The organism is Neorhizobium sp. P12A (genome assembly GCF_008365395.1).
Taxonomy (GTDB): Bacteria; Pseudomonadota; Alphaproteobacteria; order Rhizobiales; family Rhizobiaceae; genus Rhizobium.
Window position 1 is genome coordinate 1,092,614 of sequence record NZ_QOVX01000002.1, and the last position, 14,609, is coordinate 1,107,222.

18 protein-coding genes and 1 pseudogene are annotated in these 14,609 nt (G+C 59.3%); 8 read left to right on the forward strand and 11 right to left on the reverse strand.

The window, feature by feature from the left end; all coding sequences use genetic code 11:
• Nucleotides 1-61: 61 nt before the first annotated feature.
• Nucleotides 62-484: a SufE family protein gene (locus tag DTW90_RS11405; RefSeq protein ID WP_132517507.1), complete on the reverse strand. Its 423-nt coding sequence runs from the start codon at nt 482-484 to the stop codon at nt 62-64.
• 229 nt (nt 485-713) lie between these two features.
• A complete protein-coding gene (locus tag DTW90_RS11410) occupies nt 714-1,217 on the reverse strand; it encodes a DUF5330 domain-containing protein (RefSeq protein ID WP_246664923.1) in 504 nt (167 codons plus the stop codon).
• A 438-nt stretch (nt 1,218-1,655) separates the two neighbouring features.
• Here DTW90_RS11410 and DTW90_RS11415 point away from each other — a divergent pair, with 438 nt between their 5' ends.
• A complete protein-coding gene (locus tag DTW90_RS11415; RefSeq protein WP_132517503.1) occupies nt 1,656-3,227 on the forward strand; it encodes a HAMP domain-containing sensor histidine kinase in 1,572 nt (523 codons plus the stop codon).
• The gene (locus tag DTW90_RS11420) at nt 3,199-4,230 is read left to right on the forward strand and encodes a peptidoglycan-binding protein (RefSeq protein WP_149338292.1); all 1,032 of its coding nucleotides are present in this window, start codon (nt 3,199-3,201) and stop codon (nt 4,228-4,230) included. The genes DTW90_RS11415 and DTW90_RS11420 overlap by 29 nt, the downstream gene beginning before the upstream one ends.
• A gap of 122 nt (nt 4,231-4,352) precedes the next feature.
• Here DTW90_RS11420 and DTW90_RS11425 read toward each other — a convergent pair whose 3' ends face one another.
• Complete coding sequence (locus DTW90_RS11425) at nt 4,353-5,258, reverse strand: LysR substrate-binding domain-containing protein (RefSeq protein WP_132517499.1); 906 nt, start codon at nt 5,256-5,258, stop codon at nt 4,353-4,355.
• Nucleotides 5,259-5,375: 117 nt separating this feature from the next.
• Here DTW90_RS11425 and DTW90_RS11430 point away from each other — a divergent pair, with 117 nt between their 5' ends.
• The 3 genes from DTW90_RS11430 to DTW90_RS11440 all read left to right on the forward strand — a co-directional run bounded on the left by DTW90_RS11430 (nt 5,376) and on the right by DTW90_RS11440 (nt 7,152).
• A complete protein-coding gene (locus DTW90_RS11430; protein ID WP_149338293.1) occupies nt 5,376-5,798 on the forward strand; it encodes a DoxX family protein in 423 nt (140 codons plus the stop codon).
• A 46-nt stretch (nt 5,799-5,844) separates the two neighbouring features.
• Entirely contained in the window at nt 5,845-6,726 is an 882-nt protein-coding gene (locus DTW90_RS11435; protein WP_149338294.1) for an NmrA family NAD(P)-binding protein, read from the forward strand.
• Between the two features lie 81 nt (nt 6,727-6,807).
• Nucleotides 6,808-7,152, forward strand: a complete 345-nt coding sequence (locus DTW90_RS11440) for a DUF1491 family protein (RefSeq protein WP_149338454.1) — start codon at nt 6,808-6,810, stop codon at nt 7,150-7,152.
• Between the two features lie 78 nt (nt 7,153-7,230).
• Here the strand turns inward: DTW90_RS11440 and DTW90_RS11445 are convergent, their stop codons facing one another.
• From DTW90_RS11445 to DTW90_RS11455, 3 genes are all read right to left on the reverse strand, one after another.
• On the reverse strand, nt 7,231-7,593 hold the full coding sequence (locus DTW90_RS11445; RefSeq protein ID WP_149338295.1) for a hypothetical protein: 363 nt from the start codon (nt 7,591-7,593) through the stop codon (nt 7,231-7,233).
• Between the two features lie 150 nt (nt 7,594-7,743).
• The gene (locus DTW90_RS11450) at nt 7,744-8,802 is read right to left on the reverse strand and encodes a DUF2336 domain-containing protein (RefSeq protein ID WP_188079920.1); all 1,059 of its coding nucleotides are present in this window, start codon (nt 8,800-8,802) and stop codon (nt 7,744-7,746) included.
• A gap of 395 nt (nt 8,803-9,197) precedes the next feature.
• On the reverse strand, nt 9,198-9,404 hold the full coding sequence (locus DTW90_RS11455) for a hypothetical protein (protein ID WP_132517488.1): 207 nt from the start codon (nt 9,402-9,404) through the stop codon (nt 9,198-9,200).
• Nucleotides 9,405-9,977: 573 nt separating this feature from the next.
• On the opposite strand from DTW90_RS11455, the gene DTW90_RS37085 reads away from it, so the two are divergent.
• Nucleotides 9,978-10,145 carry a hypothetical protein gene (locus DTW90_RS37085; RefSeq protein WP_188079921.1) on the forward strand — a complete coding sequence of 56 codons (168 nt, stop codon included), beginning with the start codon at nt 9,978-9,980 and terminating at the stop codon, nt 10,143-10,145.
• Nucleotides 10,146-10,185: 40 nt separating this feature from the next.
• On the opposite strand, the gene DTW90_RS11460 is transcribed toward DTW90_RS37085, so the two are convergent.
• Nucleotides 10,186-10,734: a DUF1254 domain-containing protein gene (locus tag DTW90_RS11460; protein WP_149338297.1), complete on the reverse strand. Its 549-nt coding sequence runs from the start codon at nt 10,732-10,734 to the stop codon at nt 10,186-10,188.
• Nucleotides 10,727-11,314, reverse strand: a complete 588-nt coding sequence (locus DTW90_RS11465; RefSeq protein ID WP_149338298.1) for a DUF1214 domain-containing protein — start codon at nt 11,312-11,314, stop codon at nt 10,727-10,729. Before DTW90_RS11465 ends, DTW90_RS11460 begins: the two co-directional genes overlap by 8 nt.
• Nucleotides 11,315-11,565: 251 nt before the next feature.
• Here DTW90_RS11465 and DTW90_RS11470 point away from each other — a divergent pair, with 251 nt between their 5' ends.
• On the forward strand, nt 11,566-12,231 hold the full coding sequence (locus DTW90_RS11470; RefSeq protein WP_246664924.1) for a uridylate kinase: 666 nt from the start codon (nt 11,566-11,568) through the stop codon (nt 12,229-12,231).
• A 449-nt stretch (nt 12,232-12,680) separates the two neighbouring features.
• Entirely contained in the window at nt 12,681-13,034 is a 354-nt protein-coding gene (locus DTW90_RS11475; RefSeq protein WP_132517482.1) for a hypothetical protein, read from the forward strand.
• Nucleotides 13,035-13,068: 34 nt separating this feature from the next.
• Here DTW90_RS11475 and DTW90_RS11480 read toward each other — a convergent pair whose 3' ends face one another.
• From DTW90_RS11480 to DTW90_RS11490, 3 genes and pseudogenes are all read right to left on the reverse strand, one after another.
• Entirely contained in the window at nt 13,069-13,425 is a 357-nt protein-coding gene (locus DTW90_RS11480) for a hypothetical protein (RefSeq protein WP_132517480.1), read from the reverse strand.
• 55 nt (nt 13,426-13,480) lie between these two features.
• Nucleotides 13,481-14,035 carry a suppressor of fused domain protein gene (locus tag DTW90_RS11485; protein ID WP_132517478.1) on the reverse strand — a complete coding sequence of 185 codons (555 nt, stop codon included), beginning with the start codon at nt 14,033-14,035 and terminating at the stop codon, nt 13,481-13,483.
• A 79-nt stretch (nt 14,036-14,114) separates the two neighbouring features.
• Nucleotides 14,115-14,545: pseudogene (locus DTW90_RS11490) on the reverse strand (GNAT family N-acetyltransferase).
• Between the last annotated feature and the right edge of the window lie 64 nt (nt 14,546-14,609).

Consider the following 14,609-nt stretch of genomic DNA (forward strand, 5'->3'; position numbering starts at 1 on the left):
TCAGCACAGCAAGCTTGCAAGAAACGAGCGCGCCGTTTCCGGCGCACATAGCAATGAAGGCCTATGCGGCAGCCCTGAGCATCGCCTCTTCGCGAATGCGCTTGATCATCGAGCGCAGGCCGTTGGCGCGTTGGGTGGAGAGGTTCTCGACCAGCCCGATCTTGCCGAAGACCTCGATCGCGTCGAGCTTGGCGATTTCGGAGGCGTGCTTGCCGGAATAGGTGGCAAGGACGATGGCGACGAGGCCGCGGACGATATGGGCGTCGGAATCACCCTCGAAAGTCATGACAGGATCATCGGGATTGCCCAATGTATGGGTCACAAGCCAGACCTGGCTGGCGCAGCCCATCACCTTGTTTTCCAGCGTCTGCTTCTCTTCGGGCAGGGGCGGCAGCGCCTTGCCGAGCTCGATCACATAGCGATAGCGGTCTTCCCAATCGTCGAGGAAGGAAAAGTCTTCAATGATCTGCTCAAGCGTCGCCATCATGCCGGTCCTGTCTGTCTACGCTCCGCATATAGGTCATATCCGAAGGAATTTGAACCCGATGCAAAAAAGAACGCCGTGGGGGATGGCTCCCTCACGGCGCAGCAACAAGCTGAAAAAGTCAACAGGCAGGCACGTCACGCATCGGGTCGGTCGGCACTTGCGCCGGCCCGATGAAGCTTTGCGGATGCCGCATCAGGCGGAGATCCAAGAGGTAATTCAAGAAATGTCAGATGGCGGGCTTCGGCAGCGGCACCGGAATGAAGGAATGCGAGACCGTGCCGGTCACGACAGCATCGGCGGTTTCGCTGGGGGCAATCTTTGCCGGCATCGGCTGCGATGCCGCTGCCTGCTCGATCTTGCTGATGGTTGCGGGGTCGATCTTCAGCGACGCGGCGGCGGCGGCGAGCTTTTCGCCGACCTTATTATTGCCGGACTGGCCATTGCCGAGCTGCTGATCGAGGAATTCATAGGCAACGCGGGCGCCTTCGCGGGCCCGGTAGCCAAGTGCGGTCAGGGTCTCCCCACCCTTCACGCAGACGTCGGGGCGTTCGTAGCAGAGGGCACTCACATATTGAAACGCGCCGGTTGCAGCCGAGACCGCATCGGAAACCTGCACCTTGGGATCGCTCTCAAGCCTGGACGTGCTCTGCGAGCTGAAGACCGGCAGGAGCACCAGTACCAGCGAGAACCAGAAGGCCGTCTTGATCAGAAACCACATCGTGTTGCCCATCCTGTCTTATCGTTCGGTCTTGGTGCCGAATCGAACCGGTTTGTCCGGCGTTGATTGAACCCTACGCGGTAGATGCTGACATCGTTTTTCAAAACTGGGACGTATTTTCGGCAAATTTGGCTCAAATTCGAATTATCGGCATTTGAGACGCATTTTCGTCAAATTGTAGCGACTGCTGTTAAGCATGTGGGCAGGGCCTTGCCTGAAAAGCCGGGACTATTGCGGAGCGCGACTGCCACAAAGGTTAACGCAAAGCCGAAATGCAAGATAAATCCGTCGCTTACCCCCCATTAACCACAAGAGACAAAGCCGCTTGTCCTTGCCTCAAAATGGGATTTTCGGCCTTTTTCGCGGCCCTGGCGCCCGCTCACCTTATCCTTTCTTTAAGCCGCGAAGGCCTATTGTCGGCCCGTTAAATGGCGTTTGTGCGAGTCTAGTTTGCGCGTATTGAGTGACATTGTTGGCAGGGCGGTTGCCCTCGTGGATAGGGCAGGCGGAAGCTGGCTCGCACGCACGAGTGGTAACGGCGAGGTGCGCGAGCGGGAACTCGCGATCCTGCGCCGGCTTGCCCTCATGTCGTCGGCGGCGATGCTCGTCGTTCCCGCCGGCCTCTCCCTCATCACGAGCCCTGCCGTGGCACTGCCCGCCGGCGTTGCCACCGTCTGCGCCGCCTTCCTCTTTTCATCCGTCGGCGGAATCGCGCTTTCGCGCCAGAAGCCGCTGCCGGGTATCGCGCCTGCCGTCGCTGAACAGCAGGAAGAGCTGATGCTCGAAGCCGCCGCCGGCCTCGTGCTCATTTTCGATCCGCAGGCCAATGTCACCGAAACAGGTGGCCGCGACCGCGCCGAATTCCTTGCCTGGATGCGCAGCCCGCGCGGTCGCGGCTTCATCGAGCAGGTGCATGTTTCCGACCGTATCGTCTTCCTCCAGGCGATCGATGAACTGCGGCAGGGCCGCGACGCCCTGACGATCGACCTGCGCCTGGAGCGCTACACCGTTGGCGCCGACAGGGATCAATTCGTCCATATTCGTGTGGACATGACAGCCAGACGCGATGCTGACGGCGCGTTGCGCAGCATTGTCACGCAATCGCGCGATGTCAGCCATGAGCAGTACCTGCGCGAAGAGGCCGCCCGCAAGGCATCGGAAGCCGAATCGGCCAATGATGCGAAATCCCGCTTCCTGGCTGCCGTCAGCCACGAACTGCGCACGCCGCTGAACGCCATCCTCGGCTTTTCCGACATTCTGATCGGAGAATATTTCGGCAAGCTCGAAAACGACCGCCAGCGCGAATATGTCGGGCTGATCCGTCAATCAGGCGCGCATCTGCTCTCCGTCGTCAACACCATGCTCGACATGAGCAAGATCGAGGCGGGCCGCTACGAACTGCTGGTCGAGCCCTTCTCGATCGGCGCTTCCATACGGGCATGCGAGGCCATGCTCGGCCTGCAGGCGAAGGAAAAGGGCCTCACCTTGACCAGCCGCGTCCAGCGCGGCCTTGGCGAGGTCGTGGCCGACCAGCGCGCCCTCCAGCAGGTTCTCATCAACCTCGTCGGCAATGCTATTAAGTTCACGGAGGCCGGCGGCGTCGTCAGCGTCGATGCGGCGGCATCAGGCGACATGCTGAAGCTGACCGTCAGCGATACCGGCATCGGCATCCCGGCCGACAAGCTCGCCAATCTCGGCCAGCCTTTCGTGCAGATCCAGAACGAATATACCCGCCGTTACGAGGGCACGGGTCTCGGCCTGTCGCTGGTCAAGGGCCTTGTGGCGCTGCACGGTGGCAGCTTCACCATTTCGAGTGCCCCCGGCGAAGGGACGGCGATCACCATTCTCATCCCACTGGACGGATCGGGCGCCGTGGGCGCGGAGCGTCAGCAGGGATACCAGGACAAGACTGTGGATTTCCCCCCACGCCTCAGAAATGCAATGGAGTTTTCAGAAGACCGCACGACATATGGCGGCATGAAGGAAGACGTAGATGGCCACGCGGAAGCGAAAATCGCCTAAGGGAAAGGGCAAGCGGCGTCAGCCGGGACTGGCCTCCCAGGGGGCAGTCGCGGTCGGGACGCTCGGCTTGCGCGGTGCGGGCATGCTCGGGGTCCTCGGCATGCGCGGCGCAGGCGCGCTCGGCGGCATGATCGGCCGCTATCCGTCGATCGCTGGCGGCGCCATGGCCTTTGCCGTCATCTTCGGTTTCGTCGCTGCCAATGCCCTCTGGTATCAGCCGGGCACGCATCCGTCGCCCTTCTTCCGCACGCGCGACCCGTCCTCGCCGAATTCGCTCGGCCGCCGACCCTTCTTCAGCATGCAGAAGCAGAACCCCGCCGACGTCACCACGTTCCGCATCGAGCGTCCTGATGAGGATGCGGCGACTTCCCCGGCTGCAGCCTCTGGGCCGGCCGGACAGACGGCTGCCGCCACGACGCCTGCAGCCAAGCTTGTCGCCGATGTGCAGGCAGCGCTGGGTCGCCGCGGCCTCTACAACGGCAATGCCGATGGCGTGATGGGGCCGCGCACATCAGCTGCGATTATCTTCTTCCAGGAAACCGCGGGCCTCGCCCAGACAGGCGAAGCAAGCCCCGAACTGCTGGCCGCCTTGCAGGTCGGCGACAAGACTGGCGGGATTGCGGCCGACACCGCAAGCGCCAAGCCGACGGCTACCGTCCCGGCCGAACGCCCGCCGGTGGACCTCCATTCCAAGGCTGTCGCTGTCGATCCGGTCGCAGCCGCGATCATGAGCGCGGAAAAGAACGTCAAGACCGCTTCTTCGCCGAAGAAGCCGCCCACCGATCCGATCAATTCGTCCGATCCCACGAACACGGCCAAGCTGGTGATGCAGATCCAGAAGGGCCTGAGCAATATCGCCTACAGCAATGTCAGCATCGACGGCGTGGCCGGCGATCAAACCAAGGCGGCGATCAGGCATTTCCAGAAGCACTATCGCTTGCCCGAAACCGGCGAACCCGATGTCGCCGTGCTGAAGAAGCTACAGGATATCGGTGCGCTCTGATCGGCGATACCGCCCCACGGGGCCGCCGGCGGCCGGCTAGTCGAAATCGTGCGCCGTCCGATAACGGCCAGACATACCCCCACAATGTTGATTTGGAGAGCCAGAGGAAAATGTTCGTCACGCTATTCCAGATACGGCGTGAGCACACCTTCGATCCATTTCATGAATGCGCGGACTCGGCGCGACAGATTGCTCCGATGTGCTACGACGAGGGACACGGGGAGCGCCCGGCGACGCAAATCGGGGATGATCTCCACAAGCGCTCCACTCTCCAGGTATCGACCGATCCCCAAGAGTGGCGCCTGGATCAGGCCGAGGCCAGCAAGGGCCGCGGCTTCATAGGTTTGCGCGCTGTTGACGTGTAGCGTCCCTGGAAGCTGAAGCGTCGCGTAGCCGTCGCCGTCCGGATATTCCCATCCATAGGGTCTTGCGCCCAGCATCGTTGAAAAATGAATTGTCCGATGTTCCTGACGCTTAAGATCTTCCAGCGATCGAGGAACGCCGTGGCGGGCCAGATAGGCCGGACTGGCAGCGTTGGCCATGCGCAACAGGCCCAGTGGACGGGCAATCAGCGTCTCGTCCCTTATGGGTCCAAGCCGCAGTACACAGTCGAATCCCTCTTGAACCAGATCGACTTGCCGATCGCTACTCGACACTTCCAGCTCCAACTCCGGGTGAGCCACCATGAAATCCGGCAAGGCCGGCACGATCGTCATCCGCGCCACCTCGGTCGGAAAATCCACCCTTAGACGGCCGCGGAGCGCCACGCGATCGCCTGCGAACATCGAGTGCAGGTCATCGACTTCGGCAAGCAGAGCGCGGGCGCGGACATGAAATGCCCGTCCGTCCTCCGTCAACTGCACGCTGCGCGTCGTCCGATGCAGGAGTCTGACCCCGACATCTTCTTCCAGCTTCCGGACCGCCGTTGACGCCCGTCCCTTTTGAATGCCCAGGCTATCGGCTGCGCGGGTGAAGCTCCCCATTTCCGCTATCGTTACGAATATAAGTATGGGTTCGAGGTTCTGCATTTCCTTGCCTCGGTATTGTTCTCCTCTGAGAGAACGGTGAGTTCCTTTCCTTGGTGTTTATCACATCTGGGAGACACAGTAAGTTTCGCATATCAAAATCCCCATCGGAGAATGACAATGTCCGAAACTATGAACCACCATCATGTGCCTGACGCTATGACCAGGGATCACGCCCCGTGGGCCGGGCGGATAGTGAGTGCGTTTGTCGTCGTCGCCTTGATAGCAGACGGCACTATTCAGCTTTTCGCGCCGGCACAGATCGCGAGCATGCTGCAGGAAACCGGATTCGCGATGGATCTGACCCGCATCGTGGGTCCGATCATACTCGTCTGCGCCATCCTTTACGCGATTCCGGCCACCGCCGTCCTCGGCGCGATCCTGGTGACCGGCTTTCTAGGAGGCGCGATCTGCGCCCATGTCCGCGTCGGTGAACTGGGATCGCCGCCGGAACTTATTTCCCTGCTTCTGGGCGCGATGACATGGGGCGGCCTCTACCTTCGCGATCCCCGTATCCGGGCCGTTCTGCCGCTCATCCATTGAAACAACAGGGGGCAACGCTTTGTCCCAGGAAATCAGGAGAATACGCATGTTTTTAGTCATGGGAATTACCGGAAAAGTGGGTGGCGCAACGGCGGAACATCTGTTGGCGCAGGGCCAGAAAGTGCGTGCACTCGTCCGTAATCGCGAAAAGGCGTCAAGCTGGGCTGACCGGGGCGTGGAACTGGTGGACGGCGATTGGAATGACGCGGCGGCCATCGAGCAGGCGCTCAAAGGCGCCGAAGGTGCGTTCGTGATGTTGCCTTCTGTATGGGCGCCGTCACCTGACTACAAGGAAGCGCGGGGCATGATTGCGAACTATGTTGCAGCACTCACCAATGCAGCGCCGCCGCGAGTGGTAGCGCTCTCGTCGATGGGTGCGAACAGAACCAGCGGGCTCGGAATGATCACAGCCCTGTCGCTTCTGGAGCAAGGGTTTCGCGACCTGACGTCTCCCGTCGCCTTCGTGCGTGCAGGCGGATTCTTCGAAAACTTCCTCTACGGCTTGCACGTTGCCCAAGGCGGAACGCTGCCAGTCTACTACAATCCGACTGACCGGAAATCGACCATGGTCGCCACGAAAGATATCGGCGCGGAGGTCGCAACCCTTTTGACCAGACCGGCGTGGACAGGGCGGCGCATCATCGAGCTTGGTTCAATGGTCAGTGCCGATCAGGTCGCTGGGCAACTGGGCGAAGTCCTGAAGCTCGACGTGAAAGCCTTTGCCATCCCGCGTGCAAGGTGGGCGGAAGCGTTCGAGCAATTCGGTATCCCCAAGGGCCACACCGGGCCTGCCGAAGAAATGTTTGAGGCCGTGAACGCAGGATGGATGGACCTCGGAGCCGAGGGTACAGAGCACGTTGCGGGTACGACGTCCCCACGCGAAGTCTTCGAGGCCGCACAGAACGCACAGAACGCTGCCAGGACGTGAGTCCGGGACGAACCAGGCATGAGGCGATTGGTTGAATCGAAGTCGATTGTCACTTCGAGGCAGCGCCGCTATAGCTCTGCCATGAGATTGCGCACCGATATCTTCGTATCCGCTCTGCTTCGCCGTGTGTTCGGTCGGGGCGATTTCGCCGCCATCGAGCGCAAGGGGGCAGAGGAGGCAGGCGCGATCTTCATCCGTCAGCGCTTCCGCGATGGCCTGGAAACGCTCTACGGGCCAGCGCCGCAAAGCTTCTTCGAGGCGGATGAGAGCGGCGATCGCCTGTTCGAAATCCGTCTTGCGCGCACAAGCGCCGAGGCGGTTCGCGAGATGCTCGACCGCGAGGCGCGGTTCGATTCCGATTTATGGATCGTTGAACTTGAGGCTGACGATATCGCCGATATCGTACCGTTCGCAAACGGCGCCTGAGACCCCGGCTTACCCCAGGGGGCTGTCAGGGCGGAATCGGCCCGCCCGGACTCTTAAGATATCGGTTTGTCTGCGATATCAGTTGCAGACGCGCATACGCTCGTAGTGCCAGCCGTCGTCATATTCGTTTTGGACGGCCCGTCTTTCGAACCAGCACTCCGGCGGAGGCGGAGGAGGGGGAGCATAACCGGCATTGCCATTAGCAATCGCACCACCCAGGATGCCGCCGATCACGCCTGCCGCGATACCGCCGGCAATGACAGCGCCATTGTTGTTATGATGGTGGTGATGACGGTCCGGCGGTGGCGGGTCGTACCGGTCGTTATGGTGACGCCATTGCTGATTGTCATATTGCTGCGCCTGCGCCTGACTGACGGTCGCCAGCGTGCTTCCCGCAAGTGTCGCGAGAACGAGAACCGAGAGCATTGCTTTTTTGATCATTGCCAACTCCGAAGTGCTGGATCCAACCACCACCAGGAGCGTTCGAATCAGCTAAAAAAACCATATTGAATATGGCCATCGCGATCTGAACATTAGGTGAATATGCCGTTCATCAAATAAGGCCGCCATCCGGCGGCCGGACAGCACGGCCTAGCGCGACCGGCCGAATGCCTTGGAAAGGGTGCGCATGTCGCGGGCCGGCGGCACCTGGCGCATGAAGCGCGGCTCGCTGGCATACGCTGCCGGCGCGGCAGGTTCTTCCGGCGGCAGGTAGGTGTAGCTGTCGGCCCGGCGCCAGGCTTCGACGCGCTCGTCGCTCTCATAGGGATCGACATCTTCGAGCACATGCCATGCACGGCTGACGCTGCCCTTGATTTCGGCCAGATGCGGATAGAAGTGCTCAAGCACGAAGACCGCGTCGGGGAAATTCATGCCTAGACTGGTCAGCGTTACCGCAAGCTGCTGGCCGGAGAGATCCAGCATGATGCGCTCCGCAAGCCAGCGGCTTGCGGAAAGCGCGTCGGCAAGGGTCGTGGCGAAATGGGTCGCTTCACGTTCGCGGGCAAAGCGTACCAGTAGCGCTTCCTGCACCTGCGAGAGGGTGCGCAGCCCCAGACGGTCGTCGGGCTCATGGGCGAGATGGTTGGCGATTTGCTTGATCTCGCGGCGCAAAGCCTCTTCGCGCTCAAGGCGGCCGGGTTCAGCGGCCTCGATTGCCGGCACCTGGCTTTCCACGGTCCGCGGGGGCGCCGCAAGAGGTTCGATCGTGTCCACGGCCAACGGGTCGCGGCGGGGTTCGGCCTGCCGCAGGCCGACAAGCGCGTCGATCACCTTCGGCGACAGGGATTCCCGCCGAACGATCGCCTTGGCATGGGCAGCACCCTGGGTGCGGGCGATCGTGATCAGCGTATCGTCGTCAATGATCTGGGAGCTGGCAAGAAAGGGAGCGGCAATGCCGATCGGCTGGCAGCCGATGAAGAGCGCGACGGCCGGCGGCACATGCGCGCATTGCGACAGCGCTGCCACCGCCTGACGCTTAGCTTCCTCAGACGAGGCCTGGAAGAGCGGCGTGAACAACTCGGCGAATTGGCGGAGTTCGGATTTCGACGGATGCGAAAGGCTTTCGAAGCTGGTGACGGTCGCCATCAGGACAACGTCCTTCTTCCGGACAGCCAGCGGTCCTTCAAGGTCTCGAAACCGGTCGCGCACGCAAACACCCATACAGATACGCAGAACAACAAGGACGGGAACCGGACCGAAGGACGCATCGGCGGGGGCGCTATCCCGAAACCGTATCGCCTTGCCCGCATCTCTCTCTCCGGGCGAGCCAATACGGACGGAACCGACGCGTAGACGGTCATCCAGATCTGGTTATGGGGAAAGAGTAAGGCTCGCAAGGTTAACAGCTCGTGAAGACTTTATTAAAATCCTAATCAAAGTTACGCGCGTAGCTTGCGCCAAGATGACGGTTTTGTGAACATCGAAAATAAGAAAATTTGGTGGCTTAGCGCATTTTCGGGGAACTTGGCCCGGCGCGCGCCCGCGCATCAAAAAAGCGCCCCGTGAGGCGCTTCGGATGATCCACTGGCAGAAGAGATGAAGCCCTACAGAGCCCTGTGTTCCCGCAATGCGTCCAGCAACTTCTCGGCGGTGTTGTGGCCCGATTGGAAGAGGTCGATCGCTGCAGAGGCCGCAAACTGTGCGTCCGCGCTTTTCACGTCGATCCTTTTTTCCACGCACCAGCTATCAAGCGCGCCGCGCATAACTTCAACATCTTCAAAGGAAAAGGGCGAACCCATAAATAAAGTCATCACGTGTCCTCCGCATAAAAGGCAAGAGCACCTATGATCTCTTGAACCGGTCCCTGCCGACCGATTTGCGCACCATACGCTTAAATTAGTGATTGGCAAATTATATTTGCGTGACACTTTTTTGCAACAGTTGGAATTGTTGTTCCCAGCGGCTGGTGAGCCATTGGTTTTATTTAAGAATATGATTTTATATTACTTTATGGTTCGACCCTCGTAATTTTTTTGCCCAAACCGATGAAACCAAATCGCAACACGCTGCGTTATTTTATCCGGGATGCTGCGATCACGGGATCGCGTCATTCACATTAGCGTTCTGTTAACTATGGTGTGTCTCAATTCGGGTTGGAACAGTGCGATTTGCAGTATTTGATCGTATGCTGATTCTCATGATCGCTGAAGCACAGCGGTCATGCCACGGTATCCAGTAAGCATGAAAATGCCGTGAGAAAGGACGCAAATGCCTCTGGAGATGGGCAAAGCCCGGTTTCTCAAGAGGAGCGTCAGCCCGCCGCAAGCGGGCAGGATGAAATAAATCGCGAGTTCATCCGTCTCGAGCTGCAATTGGAGACGAGCATGGCAAAGGTCATTTCCCTTTTGGAACGCCAGTCGCGCATGCCGCGGCGCGTGCAAAAGGAGCCGGTCGAGGCGAAGATTCTTCTTTTCACCGGCGTGCGCTACGAGCGCCTGGACGTAACCTCGAATCGGCCGGGAACGGGTCCGAAGCGGGCAAAGAACAAATAGACTTCGCAGACGGCGCGACGGTCGACCCCTCCCGTGTCGCCTAACTGCCGTCAAAGACGTCGCAGCCCGCTTCCGCAAGGAAGCCGCGCGCGGCTTCGTCAAAGCTTGACTGCGGCGCCATCGTCCGCAGCACCGCGTAGCCCTCAGGATGAGGCATCTCCACAAGGATCGCCTGGGAAAGCGACGGCGGCAGCGCCTTGCGCAGTGTTGTCAGCTGGATCGGCGAGGCGACCAGAACGTCCAGCAGACCACCGACCGACGTCCGGTCGCTCATGCTGAAGACCTCGTTCGAAGCCCTGTCGTAAATCGAAAGCGACCAGAACGGCACCTTGCCGGCCGCCGTCAGGCGGATTGGCTGGTCCCCGAGATCGAAGGCGCAGACCGCCGTCTTGATATAAGGATCGCCGTTGGAAAGCCCGGCATCGTCATCCTTGTCATCAAGCATGTAGAAGTGGTTCTCGTCCCCTTCATCCTCGACACGCGTATAGGCGTCGCGATCGGAAAAATGCGGCAGCGACAGGATGATGACGAGGTGGAGCAGGGCCGCACCGAAAATCCCCGTCAGAACGGCAGAGACGATCCTAAACATGGCCGCAACCGATCTTTTCGAGTTTCGGCATGGAAAGGTCGATCAGTCCCGAATTGCCGGCGGCGGGGGAATCGAGCAGCGTCAGCACCAGCCGGAAATCGCCGGATGCGGGCAGCGCCAGCCAGTTTCCGGCATGGGCGTCCTGCGACACCGTGATGTCGAAGCTCGAATCCGGATTGCGTAGCACCGTCCAGGAATTGAGCGCCGAAGGCCGGCCTTCGATTGGCGGCAGCGGCTCGCTGTCTTCGCCGGCTGTAAACAGCGTCCAGAGGCGGGCAGGGGGTGTCTGGCCGCTGATCCGGTAACGGCAGCCAGCCGTCAGCCGGCCGCCGCTATCGTCATCGAGCGCGGTAAAGACGAGGCCTTCCGCGGTGCCGTAAAGCAATCTTCCCGCACGGGCGCGATGGGATTTGGCGTAAGGATCTGCTTCAGCCGTATGCAGGCTCGGAAAAGCCTCCCAGGCGCCCAGCCTGATCGCACCAAAGCCGGCGGTCGCGTCCAGCGCATAGAGCGTGAACATGATGCCGCCGCCGAAAGCTATGACGAGCGAAAGCGCGACCAGAAGGGGAACCCGGAACACCTTGGTTTCCTCGTGACTATTGGAACCAATAGCTTATCCCTGATTCTGCAATGAGGGGAAAGGCAGGGTTGTGCGCGCTCCACCGGAGAAAGGCGAATCTCAGGAATTCGACGGCAAGTGCCATCAGCGCACATGGCCGCCCGGCGCCGCGAACGAACAACGTGACGTAAAACTGTCAATGGCATCACATAGATACCCGGTCGGCTTTACATAAGGAGTTTGCCTTGTCCCCTTCGGCCCGCAACACTGTTTTGAAGTCGCTCGCAACCTCAATCTCATCGATCGAATTGGCTCGGCCAATTCGAGTTGCCGTTGATGGGCGAACGGCCTCGGGAAAGACAACGCTCGCGGATGAGCTTGCCGAACAGCTTATTGCAGTAGGCCGAGACGTTATTCGAACCTCAATTGACGGCTTCCACAGGCCGAAGGCGGAGCGCTATGCAAGGGGAAGGCACTCACCGGAAGGATATTACTACGACGCGCGTGACCTCGACGCGATCAACGCTTTGCTCCTTTCGCCACTCGGAGCAGGCGGCAACCACGAGTATCGTACGGCATCCTTCGACCTCCTGAACGATCAGGCCATTAAGCAGGCCGCAAGGATTGCTTCCTCCGACGCTATACTGATCGTAGACGGTACGTTCCTGCAGCGCCCGGAGTTGGTTGAAAATTGGGATTTGGTGATTTTCGTCGAAACCACAGAGGCAACCTCCGCGCAACGTGGAGTGGGGCGGGACACACAGCTTCTGGGCGGCATCGAAGCAGCCCGCCAGCTTTATGCAGCTAGATATCAACCTGCTTACAGGCTCTATGAGACCATTTGTGCGCCTGCGACCAGCGCGGACGTCGTATTCAACAATGAGGACGTCGACCGCCCGGTCCTTACGGTCAGGGGAAATGGTCGATTGCCAGCCTGACCTGAGTCTGCTCACGGCCCCATGAGCGACCATTGCGATCGTCTGCGAAGCAGCTACATTTGCCGCCGGCACGTCATGGGAAAGCCGGGGCCAGACATGACTTCCTTATTGGGGCTTACGACACTTCCGTGTTTGGCAATTATCATTTCCGCGTCATTCATGCGCCGAGGTGTGTGGACTTGGGCATCCCTAATATTCGCCGCTCTCTCGGTGTCGGTTGCAGCAATGTACCTGTGGCTTGGTGTCGCTCAAAGCTGTCAAATTGACGAAAGCGAATGTGTCGGTGCGACCGCCACATCTTACCTAGTCATGGCGCCGTGGGGTCTCTGCGCCGTCGCGCTTGCATTTCGCCTTGTCGCCGTACACTGGACGCGTCGGTGAGGCTGCGCAATGATCGCCATGGGCCGACTGCTTTCCTTGGGAGGGCCGCCGCTATCGATGGGAGTTGAATGGTGGACGGACGTTTGCACCGCGATTTATACGGGTGGGCTTTAACGATGCCGTTGGAAGTCCTTTGGGACGACAAGGGCGACTTTGGTCGGAAGGTTCGAGACCTGACGACCGAAGACATCAGGACGCTGCTGAAAGCTGGGCCTGTACAGTTCGTTGAGGCAGACGTCGGAAAGAGGCTCCGTTGGGTGCCCGAATCAGACCGTTTCGATTACTGGAAGGCTATTAAGCCCAACCTTTTCGAGGATGGGAAACACCATCTTGACGATTACCCCAATGGTTTCTTTCTGGCCGCGTCGGAATGGTCTGGCAGACAGGGCGAAACCATTGTAGCGCTGGAAAAACATCACTGATGACGGCTTCTGGCCGCCAAAGCCGATCCGCTGGTCAGCGGGAAAGCTCCCGACGGAACATTCTTGAAAACTCATCACAACTTTTCGGGGTTTGTTTGTGATATTCAGCCAATCGCTCCCTCGTCACCTGACGTCGCAGATAAGCGAAAGCCCTCTCGGTCGCAACTTCTGGCTGCTTAAATTCCTTCTTCGCGAACTTTAAGAAAAGGGCCTTTGCATCACGAACCATTTCCGGACGCTTGAATTGTAGATCGCAGACCATCGCGACATTCATGCTTACCGCTGCTATGCCCAATCCCGCATTTTCTGGTATTGGCCCTAGCTCATGTGCGTAAGATACAGAGGCCAAAATAGAAGCGACGAAAAAGGTGATCTGAGGAAATACTCTCATCTTCGGCAATTCCAATCTATTGTATCGCAATAAGCTCGCGTTCTACCAGAAACGCTCAAACCACGCTGCCGCGGTCGGGGCTTAAATATTTGAGACCAACTTTGTCGAATTCGGTCTCCAATGCTTCCAGTCCATGTATTTTCTTAAATGTGATTTCTTCTCGCGTAATCGGCAGAAGCCAATAGAAATGAATTGGGCCGCCTTCCAAATTGAAGATTTCGAGGCTTGGCCCGTCCAAATAGGGCAACAAGATAAGGCCATGATCAGCGCGCGCATGGTTCAACCAAGGGCGGCCGAAATTAACGGAATGACCTAGATCCAGGATCGCTCCGGTCCTGTGATAATGCGCCGTCGCCACGAGCAGTTCAGCCACGTCGTCAGTTTCGTAGGGACTATGAACATGAAGTTCGAGCGCCTTCTTATCTCCTTCTTGCGACATGCATGCAGTTGAATAGGTCCACATGTCTCGATCAGCGCTGGGGCCGAACTTTAACACCGCGAAATCGGGCGGGAGCTGATGGATCGGTCCCTCGGAGAAATCTACCTTCTGCGGACGCGTCCCCCACGACCGTTCATAATGGCCTATGATTGCTTCTTGTCGCTTGACCACAGGCTTCTCCTCGCCGGACACCGTCGGCCTGTATGTCAAAGATAGTGGGAGACAATCAAGTGCGCGCGAGGAAACACGATCAGTAGTTCTTCATCTCAAGATGCGGCATTCCCCCATCGAAAAATTCATCGCCGAATGCGGTGAAGCCGAAGCGCTGGTAAAGCGCAACTTGTCGCTCTGGGCGGTCAGGTAGAAGCGGTTGCCGCGTGCCGCGCGGTGGGTTTCCATCGCGTAGCCGATCATGGCGCTGGCAATGCCGCATCCGCGCCATCTGATGCCGACGGCGACCCTGCCGATCTTCACATGCTCCTCGGCATGGATCACCCGCAGCGTCCCGCGGACTTCGCCGGAACCGATGGACACCACGTGAAAGGCCGTGAAATCCCCGACATCGAATTCCTCTTCCTCGGGCACATTCTGCTCGACGATGAATACCTCGCGCCGGAGCCGGAAAGCCTCGTTGCATAGAGTGCTGAAAACAGGAACCGTCAAAATCGCCGTATCGTCCATAAGTACCTCCCTGTGGACGTCGTGGGCCGCAACGCATCATCCGGAGCGTCGATACCTCTGCAGG

Coding starts and splice junctions, on each gene's coding strand:
- DTW90_RS11430 (WP_149338293.1), top strand. CDS start 5,376: ATGTCCGAAACTATGAACCACCATCATGTGCCTGACGCTATGACCAGG.
- DTW90_RS11420 (WP_149338292.1), top strand. CDS start 3,199: ATGGCCACGCGGAAGCGAAAATCGCCTAAGGGAAAGGGCAAGCGGCGT.
- DTW90_RS11460 (WP_149338297.1), bottom strand. CDS start 10,734: ATGTTTAGGATCGTCTCTGCCGTTCTGACGGGGATTTTCGGTGCGGCC.
- DTW90_RS11405 (WP_132517507.1), bottom strand. CDS start 484: ATGGCGACGCTTGAGCAGATCATTGAAGACTTTTCCTTCCTCGACGAT.
- DTW90_RS11435 (WP_149338294.1), top strand. CDS start 5,845: ATGTTTTTAGTCATGGGAATTACCGGAAAAGTGGGTGGCGCAACGGCG.
- DTW90_RS37085 (WP_188079921.1), top strand. CDS start 9,978: ATGGCAAAGGTCATTTCCCTTTTGGAACGCCAGTCGCGCATGCCGCGG.
- DTW90_RS11440 (WP_149338454.1), top strand. CDS start 6,808: ATGAGATTGCGCACCGATATCTTCGTATCCGCTCTGCTTCGCCGTGTG.
- DTW90_RS11475 (WP_132517482.1), top strand. CDS start 12,681: ATGGTGGACGGACGTTTGCACCGCGATTTATACGGGTGGGCTTTAACG.
- DTW90_RS11410 (WP_246664923.1), bottom strand. CDS start 1,217: ATGGGCAACACGATGTGGTTTCTGATCAAGACGGCCTTCTGGTTCTCG.
- DTW90_RS11480 (WP_132517480.1), bottom strand. CDS start 13,425: ATGAGAGTATTTCCTCAGATCACCTTTTTCGTCGCTTCTATTTTGGCC.
- DTW90_RS11455 (WP_132517488.1), bottom strand. CDS start 9,404: ATGACTTTATTTATGGGTTCGCCCTTTTCCTTTGAAGATGTTGAAGTT.
- DTW90_RS11425 (WP_132517499.1), bottom strand. CDS start 5,258: ATGCAGAACCTCGAACCCATACTTATATTCGTAACGATAGCGGAAATG.
- DTW90_RS11445 (WP_149338295.1), bottom strand. CDS start 7,593: ATGATCAAAAAAGCAATGCTCTCGGTTCTCGTTCTCGCGACACTTGCG.